This is a genomic window from Changpingibacter yushuensis, assembly GCF_014041995.1.
Lineage (GTDB): Bacteria > Actinomycetota > Actinomycetes > Actinomycetales > Actinomycetaceae > Changpingibacter > Changpingibacter yushuensis.
The window spans coordinates 31,908-47,431 of sequence record NZ_CP059492.1; the positions used below are offsets into that span (position 1 = coordinate 31,908).

Consider the following 15,524-nt stretch of genomic DNA (forward strand, 5'->3'; position numbering starts at 1 on the left):
CCGTGGCGTGAACGCGAAGATACAGATCAAGGGGCAAGATTTTGAGCTCCGCGAGGCGGGTACTGATGAGTACACCGCCGTGGGAGAGATGTTAGTTGACGCGTTCACCCACGGCTGCTGGATTACTCCTGCCTATCGGAAGCGACTGACAAGCATTTCCGAGTGGGCGGCAACCTCTCACGTGTGGGTCGTTACCCGTGACGATGAGCTTCAGGCGGCCGTGCTCACCCCCAAGCCAGAATTGCACAAAGATGAGAGCTTCACCTTCAACGTGCTTGGAGTAGCGCAAAGCGGCAGAGGGTTTGGGCTCGGAAACGTACTGGTGGAGCACTGCATTGCACTGGCAGATGAGCACGGTTATCGGACCATCGAACTTCATTCGAGCCCGCACATGACCCACGCTCACAACCTGTATTACAAGCACGGCTTCCACCGGCGTATCGATTGGGAGACGATGGTCATCGATTCGGGCCAACGGCTTCTGACCTTCACTCGCAACGAATCATGGAGAGGATCAACCGCAATGGCACGTGCCAAGCTCGCGGAGCATCAACCAGCTGGCGCAGTTAACCCTGCGGTGGCCACAGAACCTGCTACGAAGGAGCCGCGCATCTTCCTGCCCTCCTCTCAACCCGGTTCGAGTTCACATGATCCAGCTCGCTTGAGGGCACAAGTTAGTGCAGGAACAGAGGTCACTCTGGACGCGAGTGCGCTCGATCCTCGTGCGTGGGCGAGTGTTGCAGCTGTGCGGCTGCGACATCTGCCCATCGAGGTGCGCCATGCGCCGGCAACAGAGAATCTTCCAGACGTGGCGCTCGCGGTGGATGGCACTGTTCTCAGCACGAACTGGCGGGAGATTTCGGCCGCTCTGTGGGGCGGTGAAGTTGAAAGCCATCTTGTCAACACGATTGATTCGGATCTCATCGAGGCTCTGTTCGGGGTAATCGATACGAGTGTGGATGCGGCCCGACGGGACGCACTGCGTCGCGTTTTCTACGCACGGTTGGGCCTGTTCGACCAGGAGCTGAGCGCACAGAAGTACCTAGGTGGCGAGGAGCTGAATGAGGCTGATTCCCACCTGTTTGGTGTGCTTCTCACCTTCGATATTGGATACCGTTCGGCATTTCCGTTCGCGGATGCTGCCGTCGTCGACTACCCAAACCTCTGGCGATTCGCGCGCGACGTCTTCAACAACTCGGCAATCGTGACGCAAGCTGAAGCTGTGGAAATCGGATTATTGCCTAAGCCCGACGGTGATTATGCGGATCCGTGGGGCCCGCCAGCTTTCACGGAGACCGTGGATGATCTTCGCACGGCGTGGTTGCAGGAATGAAGGGCGTGGTTCCACGTGTGATCACGCTTCTTCTGCGCGCCTAGCGCGTGGGAGAAGCGTGGCGGCTCGCTGAACTCAGGAGATCCTAGAACGGATCCGGGCGGCTCCGATTCCCGTGAATAGCAGTGTGATCGCAACTAGGAAGAAGATTGTGAACAGGGCCGGAACCTCCCACGATCCCACTGACAAGTCCAGCCCAAAACCGCTCCGCAGGGATTCCTCGGCACCGCTGTCACTGGCTGTAATCGAGGCAAGGGCCTCGCTGGCAAACTCGCGCCGCAGCAGCATACCGCCTTGTGCCCATGGCAACGCACTCACTACATTCGCAACGGTCTGGGGGAACGCCACGATCGGGATGTAGGCAGCGGCGATGAAGCCCGTCAGGGTACCAACGATGGTATTGAGGGCGGCTTGGGATGCAACCGTGGTCATGAACGAGACCAGGAATGCCGAGAGCGCAGTGAATGCCAGCGCGCAAAGAATGACGTATCCGAAGGAACGCAGTATGGGGCCGGTTCCCATAAGGTGCCCATCAATCGCCCATAGGTAGACCACGCTGAACACGAGCGTGAAGGTTGACATGATGATGGCCACCACTGCTGCTGAAAGAACGTATCCGGCAACAAGCGGCGCCTTTTTGATCGGCGAGACTAGAAAATCCTTGAACCTTCCGGTTTGGCTGTCCTCCACTAAGGCGCTGAGGGCCGCCAGCCCGGTAGTCACTGTTGTTATGAGTACTATTCCGGAGAACATCCACGCATTCATGAAGTGGGCGACGTCGGAGCGTGGAACGCCGGGCAGAGAGTCAGATATCGAGTTTACTTGGGAGTTGCCAAGGAACAGTGCGTACAGCAAGAACAGCACGATTGCGCCAAGTAGTGAGAAGAACACATTGAGTTTGTCGCGGAAGAAGACTTGAAGGTTTCGCCTCATGAGCGCCAAAGTGATTGTCATTCTGCCACCTCCAGCTGAGATCCTGTCAGCGCCAGGAAGACGTCATCCATACGTCCATGCCTGAACTCAAAGTCCAGCACGTCGTCGCCTAATTCGGCCAGAATTAAGCGGGCCTGGGCGGCGTCGTCGATAGAAAAACGAATGGTCTGGCCTTCAACGATCGCAGAATCTGCGGCAATGGGATTGATACGAGAAGCCTTCTGCTTCACTGGCTCCACAGAATGCGCCGTAATGGTCAGGTAGCTGTGGCTGTAGGCAGCGCGAAGTTCTGCCGGGCTGCCAGTTGCAACGATCTTGCCTGCTTCGATTATGCAAATGGTATCGGCTTCCTCTGTCTCCTCCATATAGTGGGTGGTGAGGAAGACGGTCAGACCCATGCCGGTGCGCAAGTCGTTGACCGCACGCCACACATCCTTTCGGCTCGCGGGGTCCAGCCCAGTAGTAGGTTCGTCAAGGAAAATGACACTGGGGTTGTGGATCAAGGCCCGGGCAATATCAGCGCGCCGGCGCTGACCCCCAGAAAGCGCACCGTAGGGTCGCCTGCGATAGTCTGCGAAGTTGAGCAGATCAGCTAGTTCTGTGATTCGCTTTTCGATGGCCGCGCCTTTGAGACCGTTTAGTTGGCCCCGAAATCTCAGATTCTCATCGATAGAAAGAAGCGGATCCAGCAAGGAGTCCTGAAACACCACTCCGATTTGCTTACGCACCTCTTGGCTTTGCCGAACTACATCAAAGCCAGCAACTTCGAGTGTTCCTGATTCGAAAGGAAGAACAGTGGTCAGGCAGCCAATTGTTGTGGACTTCCCAGCGCCATTTGTTCCTAGGTAGGCAAAGGTTGAGCCTTCGCGAACCTGAAAACTGACGTCGTTTACGGCCAGAACCTTGCCGTAGCTCTTGGTCAAATGAGATATGGAGACTGCTGCGGGCATCGGCTTCTTCCCGTCGGTCGCTGTGCAGAAACGCAAATCTGCGCTCGGGGCAACCATACTCGGCAAAGGCCGGCGGAGGGAGTGCATTACTTCCGGATATATGAGGCAGTGAACGCTTCGGCAGCATTACGCAGGGCCGTCAAGCGATCCCCACGTAATGCTGCACGCATCAGGCCTCACTGTTCTCCAGCTCTCCAGCGAAGTGCTGGCACGGACCGCATAGCCAGGTGTTCATGCCCAGCCTGCTGGAACGGTCGTATCAAACCAGCCCGGCCCTATGCTGATTGTTTGGCCGACCAAGAGGATTGTGAAAGGTTGAGTCTCGTTCCTTCTTGATTACTTGCTCAATCACCGACGACGATTAGCAGGCAGAAGCTCGTTGGCGCCATAGCTGTTGTCATCAGGGTTGATGGTCACGCCGGGTGCCACGATCGTATCGATGCGGTCCAAAACCTCATCAGAGAGGTTCACATCGAGTGCAGGAAGGTAGGACTCGAGTTGCTCCATCGTGCGAGGCCCCACGATCGCGGAAGTGACTCCGGGATGGCGAATAACAAATGCGATTGCCAGTTCGATCATGCTGATTCCGGCTTCGTTTGCAACCTCCTGCAAGGCCTCAACTACCTCGAGCTTGCGCTTGTTGCCGGGTAGAGACATGTCAAAACGCAGATGAGGGCGAGCTCCCGACGTTGGTGCCGCGTTACGACCCCACTTGCCGGAAAGCCAGCCTCCAGAAAGTGGGCTGTATGTCAGGATGCCCATGCCGTGGCGTTGCGCAGTAGGCAGCACGTCCTCCTCAATGCCACGAACCAACAGAGAATAGGGAGGCTGTTCCGTGACGAAACGCTCGAGGTTGCGCTCGCGAGCCGTCCACTGCGCCTCCACGATCTGGCTTCCAGAATACGAGGAGGATCCAATCATCCGGATCTTGCCTTGATGGACGAGGTCGCTGAGGGCGCCGGGCGTCTCGCTGACGTCGGTATCCGGACTTGGGCGATGGACCTGATAGAGATCGATGTAATCAGTGCCGAGGCGGCGAAGGGAGTCCTCTACCGCCTTCATAATCCAACGGCGCGATCCTCCGCGCGTATTCAGATCTTCACTCATAGGCATGAAGAACTTGGTTGCGAGCACCACGTCATCACGGCGTCCTTTGAGTGCCTTCCCAGTGATCTCTTCCGAAACGCCAGCCGAATAGACATCGGCAGTATCAACGAAGTTAATGCCGGCATCAAGCGCAGCGTGAATGATTCTGATGGAGTCGGACTCGTCCTGGTTGCCCCAGGGGCCGAACATCATTGTGCCGAGGCACAGCGGACTGACACGCACGCCAGTGCGTCCAAGTGGTCGATATTCCACAGGTATTCCTTCAAGTTGAAATGAATGATTGAGATGAATGAGCTGAGGTGATTGGCGTCTGCAATGTGCGCCAACGGGAGCGGAGAGGGGTGCGACGCGCACATCGCCGGCGCCGCCCATTCTGGTTGCCCCCATGATGCCAAGGTAACGCGGTGATCGAGCAGAAGGGAGTGACTGATGAGCCGGGTACTGGAAGTACCACCTCTAGGCGGCTTGCTGTGGTCTCAAGGTGAGGAGCCAATGCTTCCGCGGCACGCGGGCCGGGCAGCGCAGTACTCTAAAGTGAAGTTTGACACATCGTGTCCTAACGTGCGTTAACTGAGTGCAAAAGTCCGAAGTTTGCCCCAAGGGGGCAGGATGGCCGTTGTCTAGGTGACCGTTATGCACAGAAGGTGCATAACGTGTGGGCAGTGATGTGGCACAGGTCTGAATTCGTGCCAAATGGGCGAAGGATCCTTGATAATCGAATACATGACGGGGCTTCCAGCGTGGGGAGTCCCATTCCTAAATGAGGAGCAAAAGATGGCTGAGTATGCATGTGGAATCGACATTGGTGGATCGGGCGTCAAAGGAGGCGTCGTAAATCTCTCCACGGGTGAGTTGGTCTCCGATGTTGCTAGTGTTCGAACTCCTGTGCCTTCAACGCCCGCATCTGTAACGGCCGCCTGTGGCGAGGTGCTAGAGATCCTCGGCGTTTCTGCTGACACTCCCGTCGGAATCACTTTCCCGGCACCTATCAAGAAGGGCATCATCCCGTTCATCGCCAACCTTGATGAGTCATGGGTCGGTGTGAACATTGCGGAACTAATGTCGAAGCAGCTGGGGCGATCCGTGGTAGTTATTAACGACGCCGACGCCGCCGCACTTGGCGAGGTCTACTTCGGTGCGGCTCGCGGAGTTCCTGGCGAAGTCATCGTTACCACTCTAGGTACCGGAATCGGATCTGGTGTGATCGTAGATGGCAGACTCATCCCAAACGTTGAGCTCGGACATCTGGAAATCGACGGGTTCGACGCCGAAACGCGAGCATCTGCCCGTGTGAAAACAGCTGAGAATCTCAGTTGGGAGCAGTTCGCCCAGCGCCTGCAGAGGTACTACTCGTTTGTGGAAATGCTCTTCTCCCCTGATCTGTTCGTCGTGGGAGGTGGAGTCTCTGAGAATCACGAAAAGTTCATGCCGTTGCTCAACCTGCGTACCCCAATTATCCCTGCCAGCCTGCAGAACAAGGCAGGCATTGTTGGTGGCGCATGTGCCGCAACTGGGCGGATGTAGGAGCGGATTGGTCCACGTGGCACAGCGGAATCATCACGTGATTGGTCAGTAGGCCGATCGCCACCTCGGAGAGGAAAGTGCTCGTTTAGGAGATCACTCGGGCGGAGGTCGCTCGGCCAAAGGCTTCCTCCACCACCATAAGTGCGCAGCCGCGAATCCCGTCGTCTTCAGGCGAAGACGCCACTTCGAGTGATAGCTGTGATGCGGCAAGGGGAAGTGCTTGCTCTTTGATTGTGCGCTCCACCGACGTACTGAATAGTGAACATTTGGTTGGAATTGCGCCAGCCAAGACCACCTTGTCCGGATTGTAGAAGCTGACCAGCATAGACATGATGGTTCCAACAGCGATGGCTGCGGTGGCAACAAGTTCGATGCAGGAAGTGTCTCCCGCCAGAGTGCCTCGTATGATGTCGTCCGTGGAGATCGTGCCATGAGAATCGCGCGCTTCCGAAAGAAATGGACTCATGCCGTCGGAGGCAAGCCGCAAAGCAGATCTTTCTAGGGCCCAACCACCGGCTGCAGCTTCTAGACAACCAAATCGTCCACAGCGGCATACCGCTTTGTCATACCCAGGTATGCGGGTATGCCCGAGGTCGCCGGCTGCGCCACCTGTACCTCGATGAATGCGCCCAGCCGAAAGTATGCCAGCTCCCACGCCTGTGCTCATGAGGAAATAGATGGAGTTGTTTCCTCCATGTTTGGCACGATGCCCTAACGCCATAGCATTCACGTCGTTTTCGACGACGACGGAGAGGTCCAGCTTGTCTGAGAGATACTTTCCTACCTCGAATCCGTCCCAGCCATTCATGATTGGCGGATTGATGAGGCGTCCGGAGGCGTGGTCAATGGGCCCAGGAAGAGAGACTCCGAGTCCCCATACGGGGGCTCCGGCACCATCGCCAAGTGTTATGAGACGGTCAGCCACTTCCTGAAGTGTTGCCTCTGGGCCAACTTGAAGGTCCCATGCCTGAGAGAACTCAGAGAGAACCGTGCCTTTGAGGTCGGTCAAGGCAAGCCGCATCGAGTGCACGCCGATGCACGCGGTAAGAACGGTGCCAGCTTGTTCGTTGAACTTCCACGTGATTGGCGCGCGGCCACCCTTTGATGCACCTCGGCCGGACTGGGTGACCAATCCTTCAGACGTCGAGGTAGCTAGGTGGGTAGATACAGAGTTGCGTCCGAGTCCGCTGCGTTCGATCAGCTCTGCCCGGGTGCATGCTTCGCCAGTCCTGATGAGGTCCGCAATAAGTGCCACATCTTTGTCTGTGGGAGGTTGGCCGCGGTCAAAGGCTGTGCGCATGATGTTCCTCATGATCTGATTGCATCATGCGCTCGAAATAAGTGTCAGTACGCCACCGTGAAACGCGTGCATGAATGCTTGGGGTGCAAGATCTCGTCAACCACGGCCAGTGCGAGGTCCGCGCCGGAGATGAACGACTTTCCTTCGGCGTCGGTTAGGACGACGTCGCCACCCACACGGTACACGCCCGTGGCTTCGCCTGGGTTGTGGCTGCCAAACTCCGCTGCTGGGCTCACGTAGAACCAGTCAATACCAGAGGTGTTGGCGTTCAGATCGTCCAAGACGCCGGCCATTTCGATTGCTTCAGGCTTGACTGCCTCGGGGAATTCGGAACCTTCGTGGAGCATTGGCCCGCCTTCGGCTGTTCGAAGCGATCCTGCGCCGCCGACCACACCCAAACGAGCGCCTTCTACCATCGTGAGCTTTGCGATCTTCTTCTCAACGGAACGAAGGATGTTGTTCCCTGCCAGTTCGCCGCGCGGAGAAAGTGCGGAAACGACCACGTCGGCGCCTTCGATTGCGTGCTGGAGGGCGTCGTCGTGCTGCACACTGCCGAGCTGGTAATCCACGCCGGTGATGGGAGATTCTGGGGCCGTTCGGCTCAACGAGACCACAACCAGGCCACGCTTGGCCGCCTCCGCCACGATATTGGATCCGACGTATCCTGTTCCGCCTAGAACTGTAATGCGTGTCATGGGAGAATCCTTTTCTGGTTGAGACGACTTCTCTTGGGGTTAGCCCGTCCTAACAATCCTCTCAGATACATGTGGGAAGGAATAGGGCCCAAAGTAGGGGCCAGCGCAGCTTAAGTTGTGTTGTGTGCCGCAGCTTTCCTTACAAAACCACTGTATCCGAAGGGTGTTGATTGGATTTGTGAGGACAACGTTCGCCGCGCTCGTCCGATGTGTTCGACGACGTCGCCAAACACATCGCAACGTCCCTACGTCTTCACAATTTGCAGACTGTACCGCGTACTAGGGACTACTCTGGGATTAGCACCAACGTTGGCCCCGTCTTATGAATCCTGCTCCCGTCTCATGAACCTTGGACCCCATCTGGAGGAACGCCATGACGAACATCCCCGCTTACGTCGCACTGACTCCGACTGGCCCGTTGGTGCCCGGAAAAATCCGGCGCCGTGAAGTGGGGCCCAAGGATGTCCGGATCAAGATTCGCTGGGCTGGCATCTGCCACTCGGACATACATACGGTTAAAGGCGACTGGGGTCCACAGCACTACCCTCTAACGGTGGGCCACGAGATCGCCGGGTATGTGGCGGAAGTGGGTTCTGCAGTCAAGAAGTTCCGCGTTGATGAGAAGGTTGGCGTGGGTTGCCTTGTCAACTCGTGCAAGGAGTGCGCGAACTGCCGCGCGGGACTCGAACAATATTGCACCAATGGAGCAGTGGGTACATACGGTTCCCTTGACCGGGATGGCACGATCACTCAGGGTGGCTACTCCACGGAGATAGTGGTCAACGAGGATTTCGTGCTGCACGTGCCGGATTCGCTTCCATTCGAAAGGGTCGCTCCGCTCCTGTGTGCGGGCATTACTACATACTCCCCGCTCAAGCATTGGTCGGCTGGCCCTGGCGTCCGGGTGGCCGTTGTGGGGCTTGGTGGCCTTGGGCATATGGCTGTCCAGATCGCGAACGCGCTGGGAGCCGAGGTAACAGTGCTTTCGCAATCCTTGAGGAAGAAGGATGATGGCCTCAAGCTTGGGGCCAGTGCCTACTACGCAACGAGCGATCCCGCCACGTTCACTGACCTGAAGGAGTCCTTTGACCTGATCATTAACACGGTCAGTGCTCCGATCGATCTGGACGCCTTTCTCCGACTGTTGGCCGTGAACGGGACACTCGTGAGTGTTGGCGCGCCGGCCGAGCCCATGAGTCTTCGGGTGGGTTCCCTCGAAGCGATGCGGCGATCCTACGCGGGGTCAAGTATCGGCGGTATCGCGGAGACTCAGGAGATGCTGGACTTCTGCGCACAGGCAGGGATTGCGCCGATTGTGGAGATCATCGCGGCAGATCGCGTGAACGAGGCGTGGGAGCGGGTTCTGGCTTCCGATGTCCGTTTCCGGTTCGTTATCGATATCGATTCGTTGAAGAAGTAGCGCCCGGCTGGTCTTAGCCTTCTGAAGATAGTTCGACGACGACGCGGCCCACGGTCCGGTTTTCCACGATCGCTTCGAGTGCACCGCCGAGCTCGGTGAAGGCGATGGTCTGGGTGACTGCCTCGAGTACTGAGTGAGGGAGATCTGCGGCCACCTGTTCCCACATCTGAGCCCGAAATGCCGGATCAGGGAAGGATACGGTCACTCCAAGCAGATTGATCCCTCGCAAGATGAAGGGCAGCACGGTGGTGTTGAGGGCGTTGCCGCCTGCGTTGCCGAAGGCGGCAACGGATCCGCCGGGCAGGGTGGTACGCAACAGCCACGCAAGTACATCGCCGCCAACTGTGTCAATGGCACCTACCCACGAGGCATGCTCGAGAGGGCGGGTACGGGCGGACACATCTGGGCGTGCCAACACTTGAGTGGCGCCGAGCTGGCGCAACAGAGCCTCGCTAGAGGGCGTCCCGGTGATGGCGGTGACGTCATAGCCGCGCTTGGCTAGCATCGCCACTGCCAATGTTCCCGAGCCGCCACTTGCGCCTGTCACAGCTACTGGGCCCGAGGAGGGATGAAGGCCACCGTTCTTTTCGAGCTTATGGATGGCCATGGCGGCGGTTAGGCCCGCCGTGCCAATTGCCATGGATTCCCAGGTGGTCATACCCTCTGGGAGAGGGGCAACCCACGAGCTTGGAACCCTCACAAACTCGGCAAACCCACCCGGATGCTTCTCGGAAAGGCTTGCGCCAACAACTGTCACCTTCTGGCCTGCATGCAAGCCGCTCTCTCCGGGGTCGGCCACGATTCCGGAGGCATTACATCCGCCAATAAGTGGCAGTGTCTGAGCAATCTTTGCGCGGCCAGTGGCCGCCAGCCCATCCTTGTAGTTCACGGACGAATGAGTGACGCGGATGAGCACATTGCCTTCCCCGAGATCGTCGGGCCCAACGGTGGCCATAGCGCCGCGTACGCCCTCCGCTGTCTCGCGGAGGACGTACGCGGCGATGTTGTTTGGTGTACTCACGTGGAGGATTCCTTTGTGCAAGCCCTTAGGTAGGACCTGGCTACTTTTCCGTGCTGTCCTTGATGGCGTGCTTGGCTGATTCGGCTGCTTGCGATGCGGCTTCCTTTGCTTGGGTGGCAGCATCAGACGCGGCCTCCTTCACCTCAGCAGCTTTCTCCGCCGCTCCTTCCTTGAGGTCGTCAGCCTTCTCAGCGGCATCTTCCGTGGCATCAGCTACATCTTCCTTGACCGAAGCACCCGTTTCTTTGGCTTCGTCCCAGTAAGCTTCAGCCCACGGATCCTCTGTTGGCTGCATCCGCACCCACAGGTAGTATCCGGCTAGTCCGAGCCCAGCGATCAGACTGACTGTTGCGAAGACCTTGTGGCCGCGCTTCTTAGGCTTGGGATCTGCAAGTGCCTTAGTAGCAGACTCCTGAACGAGCTGGGCACGAGTCTTCAGATCGCCTTCGCTCTCCTTGGCGGCTGCGGCAGCGGCCAAGGCAACGCGCTTTGCCTTGGGAACGTAATCAGAAACAACCTTGTCTTTGGTGTCTGAAGCCCGTGCGACGGCGTCGTCCACAACCGGACGGACCTTTTCAGCGGTTTCGGTCGCAATAGGGGTTGCCCATTCGATGCCTTGATGGGCAAGTTCCTGAGCTTGCTCGGCAAGGTGGCCTGCCTTGACCTTTGCTTCGCCTACTACAGGACGGAGCTTTTCTGCCGTTTCAGAGGCCTTCGCGACGGCGTCGTCGACCATCGGACGGACCTTTTCAGCGGTTTCGGTTGCAATGGGGGTTGCCCATTCGATGCCTTGATGGGCAAGCTCTTGGGCCTGATCGGCGAGGTGGGAAACGAACGCAGTTGCCTGCTTGGATGCTGCACCTGCCTGTGCGGCGAGGTCTGCGGAAACGCTCTTGGCTTCAGACTTCACGTCAGCCTTCTTCTTATGGCAGAACATAGGGCGACCTCCTTGGTCAGTTCCCGTCTTGTTTATCCGGGCGGTCGCTCGAATTGACGGGAAGTTCTGTGTCACCTTCTATTGTGGCCGAGCAGGATGGCAGATGTCAGCCAGACATGCAAAGTTCGCCAGCCGCCAAACTGGAGATACCCGCCATTTCACATGGGAAATCAGCACAAACTCATGTTCCATATGACGCGATGGAGTGCTCGCTATGCAAAGATGGACTGCATGGAAGCTACTCTTCATACGAACCATGGCGATATCACCGTGGAACTGTTCCCTAATCACGCACCCAAGACGGTGGCCAACTTTGTTGAGCTAGCCGCTGGCGAACGCGAGTGGACTAACCCTCAAACGGGTGAGAAGTCCACCAATGCGTTGTACGACGGCACGATCTTCCATCGCGTGATCTCGAACTTCATGATCCAGGGCGGAGATCCCCTTGGCACCGGTACCGGTGGTCCCGGATATGAGTTCGACGACGAAATCCATCCCGAACTTAACTTCAACGAGCCCTACATCCTCGCGATGGCAAATGCTGGGAAGCGTTTCGGTCACGGCACCAACGGCTCGCAGTTCTTCATCACTGTTGCCCCGACTCCGTGGCTCATGGGTGCACACACCATCTTCGGAAAGGTGGTGGACGATGGATCAAAGGCCGTCGTCGACGAAATTGGCTTGGTGCCAACAGGCCGTGCAGATCGTCCTGTCGAAGACGTTGTGATCGAATCGGTGACAATCACCAAGTGAGGATCAACCCATGAGCGCGAATAGCGCGAATGACAATCCTGAAGGGCAGGACCCCAGCTCGAATCCCGGTTCATACGAGATGCCAGCTGGGGCCATGCCTGCAGGTTTTCCGCAAGGAGGCGGCGGATCTTTCTGGAGGCGTCTAGCTGAACGCCTCGGGTTTACTCCGGGCCGGAATGTGCCCGTGGTGACCTCAACAATTATCATTCTGTGCGTATTGGTTGCTCTCTCCGAGATGTTCAGCCAAAGAGTGGGTGCTTCGCTCGTTTTCGCACCGGTCATTGGCGATCACGAACCGTGGAGGTTCCTCGGATCAGCTTTCCTGCATGCCGGATTCTGGCATCTGCTGTTCAATATGTACGCGCTCTGGCTAGTTGGTTCCATTCTTGAGCCAGCCATAGGGCGGGTGCGGTTCCTTGCCATCTACTTACTTTCGGCCGTGGCGGGAAATGTGTTTGTTTTGCTTACCGCAGACCCAAGCGGCCAGAGCTGGATCACCGCTACAGTCGGTGCATCTGGCGCTGTTTTTGGCGTATTCGGTGCGGTCTTCGTGCTCATGAAGCACTTTGATTCCAATGCCACCAGCATCTTGGTTGTAATTGTTGCCAACCTTGCATTGGGCTTCATTCCGGGCATGAACATCTCGTGGCAGTCGCATGTGGGTGGCTTGATTGCGGGCAGCGTTGTCATGGCGCTCATGATGATGCGCCGCGGCCAGATTAGCGTGAGGTGGAGAAGCATCCGCGATGTGGCGATCGTGATTGGCACCACGGCAGTCCTTGTCGGACTCATCTGGTGGGCGTATCAGTGATGCGGAGGGCCAGGCACTCAGTGCCTGGCCCTTTCCATACTGTCACCCCGTGACCGAAACTTGCTATCTTCGATCTTTTCCACAGATCCACAACTAAGTTAGCCACAGGCGCCGTCCGTGGGCTTCCTAGTTGAACATTGGCGATTTTAAGCCAAAAGATCTCCACTCATCACCGAATTACATGGCTGTAATTATCCACAGATCTACCCACAGATGTGGATAGACGGAGCGTGAGTGTTGCATACGTCTTCACCTGGGCGTTGAAGCTTCTGGGTGTAGGTGAACGGGCGCAGATAGTGAACGGGCGTAGATAACGAAAACGTGGGCCCAGCCGATTGGCTGGACCCACGTCTTGGTGCGAAGCTGATTGGGAAAGGGAACTACTTCCAACCCATTGTCATCAGGAATCCAAGCAGCATAATGCCGATTCCCAAGAAAAGGTTGTAATTGCCCCAACCCGGGATAGGTAGATCGCCACTGAAGACGTACGCCAGTACAACGATGACAAGACCAATAATCATGAGTGCCACCATGAGGGGTGCCCACCAGCGTGGAGAGTTCTTGCTCCCCGCGGGTTTGACCTTCTTCGGCTTTGCCTTCTTGGCTGCCTCCTGCGCAGCGATGCCGCGTTGCGTTCCCTTAGCCGGAGTCGCATTCTTGGAGGGCTGCGCCTTTGCAGGCTGTGATTTCTCTTCGGGCTCCGCCATATTGTTCCTTCCTGAGGTGACCAGACCTAGACTATCGGCAAGTTGATCCAGAAGCGATTCTATTGCCTTTGGCTGAATGGATTGGCGGTGTACCTCGTAGGGTGGACGGGTGGGTATGCTGTGGATCCCTGATGAACTCATTGCGCAGGCCAGTTATCCTTGATTTAACACGAAATGGGGGTTGTCCATGGGTGGTCGCCACTCTGCTGGTTCCGGCAACGCATCTGAGAATGCTGCCAACCGGCCCGCAGGCGAAGATCTGCGCACCTCGATCAACTCGCATCATCGCGTCGATCCGAACGTCCGGGGCACTGACGCGCGCACGCTGGGTGAACCCGATGATTCCGGCATTGGCACGCGCACGCTGGATTCTGCCGCGCAGACGCTGGGTGAACCCGATAATCCCGGCATTGGCACGCTGCCTTCGGGCGCTTCGGGCGCTTCGGAACCGCCGGCTAAGTCTGACCCAGTGAAGAAGCGTCGCCGCTCGTGGTTCCGCACTTTCCTCTCCTTCGTAGGGGAGCTCCTCATCACAGCGGGCCTTGTGCTGCTGCTGTTTATCGTATGGCAGCTGTGGTGGACGGATGTGGAGGTTCACCGGGATCAAGCCGTTCAACAGCAGGAGATCGTGCAAGATTGGTCCCCAGAGCCGTCAACTACTGGCACGCCCCGCACGGATGACCCTCCCGTCGCCGCACCTGTTGCAGATGGTGAGCCAATCGGAATCATCCATATTCCACGCTTTGGCTCCGACTACGCCTACACCATCAAACAGGGAACTGAAATGTCAGTTCTCAACCAAGGCGCGTTTGGGCATTACGCGAACACGCAGGGCGTGGGTGAAGTGGGTAACTTTGCTCTCGCTGCCCACAGGCAAACCTACGGTGCACCGCTGCGTGATGTACCCGAATTGCAGGAAGGCGACCCGATCATCATTGAAACCGGGGATGCCTATTACGTGTACCGCGTGACTGAGCACTACATCGTTGATCCCTCGGAAGGAGATGTGGTGCTCCCGGTACCCCGCCAACCGGGCGTGGAGGCAACGGAACGAATTCTCACGCTCACTACGTGCCATCCGCCTTTCGTATCGAATCAACGTTGGATCGTGCACGCCACCCTTGATTATTGGGTGCCTCGCTCCGACGGGCTACCGCCGGACATGGTGACGGACTAGAAGGAGCATAAGTTGTACGGATTCATCTGGCGGCACCTGCCGGGGCCGGTCTGGTTCAAGTCAGTAGAGGCGTTGGCCCTTATTTTGGTGGTCGTAGCTGCGCTTTTCAATTATGTCTATCCTTGGGTCGTAGACACATTCCCGATGTTTGATAGCACGGTGGGGCAATGACCCGGATTCTCGTCATCGATAACTATGACAGCTTCGTTTTCACAATCGTTGACTACCTGCGCCTTCTTGGTGCTGAAACAACTGTGGTCCGCAACGATGTGGTCGCCATCGATTCGATTCACGAATACGATGGCGTCCTCGTGTCACCTGGTCCGGGCAGTCCGTCGGAGGCGGGAGCTTCCATAGCTGCCATCAGGGAATGTGCTCGACTGGCCATACCGATGCTGGGCGTTTGTCTGGGGCATCAGGCGTTAGCTGAGTCCTATGGAGCCACTGTGAGTAGAGCGCCGGAGCTCCTCCACGGAAAGACGTCATCCATCCAACACTCCGGCACGCATATCTTCGACGGGCTCGCCTCGCCGCTTCGTGTAACTCGCTACCACTCGTTGGCAGCGGAACCTGAGACGGTTCCCGCCGAACTGCGCGTGACCGCCACTACGGATTCCGGCATCATTATGGCGCTGGAGCATCGCGAACTGCCTTTGTGGGGCGTCCAGTTCCACCCTGAATCAGTGTTGACTGAAGGTGGGCATCGCATGTTGGCAAACTGGCTTGCACTGTGTGGCTCACATGAGGCGCTGAGCCTTGCGGAAGGCAAGGCTCCCTTAGTACGGGGCAACGCAAACGCCAATCTGAACTGATCCATTGCTCGTGGATGCGCCTAAAGCAAGGAGGGGAGCACTTC

At 57.4% G+C, this 15,524-nt stretch carries 15 protein-coding genes; 7 read left to right on the forward strand and 8 right to left on the reverse strand.

The genetic code is table 11. The features are described 5' to 3' along the window. The first annotated feature begins 7 nt into the window (after window positions 1–7). Window positions 8–1,333, forward strand: coding sequence for a GNAT family N-acetyltransferase (locus tag H2O17_RS00130; protein ID WP_182049799.1), 1,326 nt, complete (start codon window positions 8–10; stop codon window positions 1,331–1,333). Window positions 1,334–1,408: 75 nt separating this feature from the next. Here H2O17_RS00130 and H2O17_RS00135 read toward each other — a convergent pair whose 3' ends face one another. The 3 genes from H2O17_RS00135 to H2O17_RS00145 form a co-directional block, all read right to left on the reverse strand. Further along, window positions 1,409–2,287 (reverse strand): ABC transporter permease, encoded by an 879-nt coding sequence (locus tag H2O17_RS00135; RefSeq protein ID WP_182049800.1) that lies wholly within the window; start codon window positions 2,285–2,287, stop codon window positions 1,409–1,411. After that, on the reverse strand, window positions 2,284–3,216 hold the full coding sequence (locus H2O17_RS00140; RefSeq protein WP_182049801.1) for an ABC transporter ATP-binding protein: 933 nt from the start codon (window positions 3,214–3,216) through the stop codon (window positions 2,284–2,286). The genes H2O17_RS00135 and H2O17_RS00140 overlap by 4 nt, the downstream gene beginning before the upstream one ends. A gap of 348 nt (window positions 3,217–3,564) precedes the next feature. Continuing rightward, window positions 3,565–4,575: an aldo/keto reductase gene (locus H2O17_RS00145; protein WP_182049802.1), complete on the reverse strand. Its 1,011-nt coding sequence runs from the start codon at window positions 4,573–4,575 to the stop codon at window positions 3,565–3,567. 522 nt (window positions 4,576–5,097) lie between these two features. Between H2O17_RS00145 and ppgK the strand changes: the two genes are divergently transcribed. Next, window positions 5,098–5,847: a polyphosphate--glucose phosphotransferase gene (gene ppgK / locus H2O17_RS00150; RefSeq protein WP_182049803.1), complete on the forward strand. Its 750-nt coding sequence runs from the start codon at window positions 5,098–5,100 to the stop codon at window positions 5,845–5,847. A gap of 85 nt (window positions 5,848–5,932) precedes the next feature. Here the strand turns inward: ppgK and H2O17_RS00155 are convergent, their stop codons facing one another. Next, window positions 5,933–7,159, reverse strand: a complete 1,227-nt coding sequence (locus H2O17_RS00155; RefSeq protein WP_182049804.1) for an ROK family transcriptional regulator — start codon at window positions 7,157–7,159, stop codon at window positions 5,933–5,935. A gap of 32 nt (window positions 7,160–7,191) precedes the next feature. After that, complete coding sequence (locus H2O17_RS00160; RefSeq protein WP_182049805.1) at window positions 7,192–7,842, reverse strand: NAD(P)-dependent oxidoreductase; 651 nt, start codon at window positions 7,840–7,842, stop codon at window positions 7,192–7,194. A 373-nt stretch (window positions 7,843–8,215) separates the two neighbouring features. Here H2O17_RS00160 and H2O17_RS00165 point away from each other — a divergent pair, with 373 nt between their 5' ends. Next, on the forward strand, window positions 8,216–9,262 hold the full coding sequence (locus tag H2O17_RS00165) for an NAD(P)-dependent alcohol dehydrogenase (protein WP_182049806.1): 1,047 nt from the start codon (window positions 8,216–8,218) through the stop codon (window positions 9,260–9,262). A gap of 13 nt (window positions 9,263–9,275) precedes the next feature. Here the strand turns inward: H2O17_RS00165 and H2O17_RS00170 are convergent, their stop codons facing one another. Beyond that, window positions 9,276–10,283, reverse strand: a complete 1,008-nt coding sequence (locus H2O17_RS00170) for an acrylyl-CoA reductase family protein (RefSeq protein ID WP_246311260.1) — start codon at window positions 10,281–10,283, stop codon at window positions 9,276–9,278. 40 nt (window positions 10,284–10,323) lie between these two features. Beyond that, window positions 10,324–11,220 (reverse strand): YtxH domain-containing protein, encoded by an 897-nt coding sequence (locus H2O17_RS00175; protein ID WP_182049808.1) that lies wholly within the window; start codon window positions 11,218–11,220, stop codon window positions 10,324–10,326. Between the two features lie 231 nt (window positions 11,221–11,451). Here H2O17_RS00175 and H2O17_RS00180 point away from each other — a divergent pair, with 231 nt between their 5' ends. Beyond that, window positions 11,452–11,973: a peptidylprolyl isomerase gene (locus tag H2O17_RS00180; protein ID WP_182049809.1), complete on the forward strand. Its 522-nt coding sequence runs from the start codon at window positions 11,452–11,454 to the stop codon at window positions 11,971–11,973. 10 nt (window positions 11,974–11,983) lie between these two features. After that, the gene (locus tag H2O17_RS00185) at window positions 11,984–12,784 is read left to right on the forward strand and encodes a rhomboid family intramembrane serine protease (RefSeq protein WP_246311261.1); all 801 of its coding nucleotides are present in this window, start codon (window positions 11,984–11,986) and stop codon (window positions 12,782–12,784) included. Between the two features lie 380 nt (window positions 12,785–13,164). Here the strand turns inward: H2O17_RS00185 and H2O17_RS00190 are convergent, their stop codons facing one another. Continuing rightward, window positions 13,165–13,491: a cell division protein CrgA gene (locus tag H2O17_RS00190; protein ID WP_182049810.1), complete on the reverse strand. Its 327-nt coding sequence runs from the start codon at window positions 13,489–13,491 to the stop codon at window positions 13,165–13,167. A 187-nt stretch (window positions 13,492–13,678) separates the two neighbouring features. Here H2O17_RS00190 and H2O17_RS00195 point away from each other — a divergent pair, with 187 nt between their 5' ends. Continuing rightward, the gene (locus H2O17_RS00195) at window positions 13,679–14,668 is read left to right on the forward strand and encodes a class E sortase (protein WP_182049811.1); all 990 of its coding nucleotides are present in this window, start codon (window positions 13,679–13,681) and stop codon (window positions 14,666–14,668) included. Between the two features lie 167 nt (window positions 14,669–14,835). Then, complete coding sequence (locus H2O17_RS00200; RefSeq protein ID WP_182049812.1) at window positions 14,836–15,480, forward strand: anthranilate synthase component II; 645 nt, start codon at window positions 14,836–14,838, stop codon at window positions 15,478–15,480. Window positions 15,481–15,524: the final 44 nt, after the last annotated feature.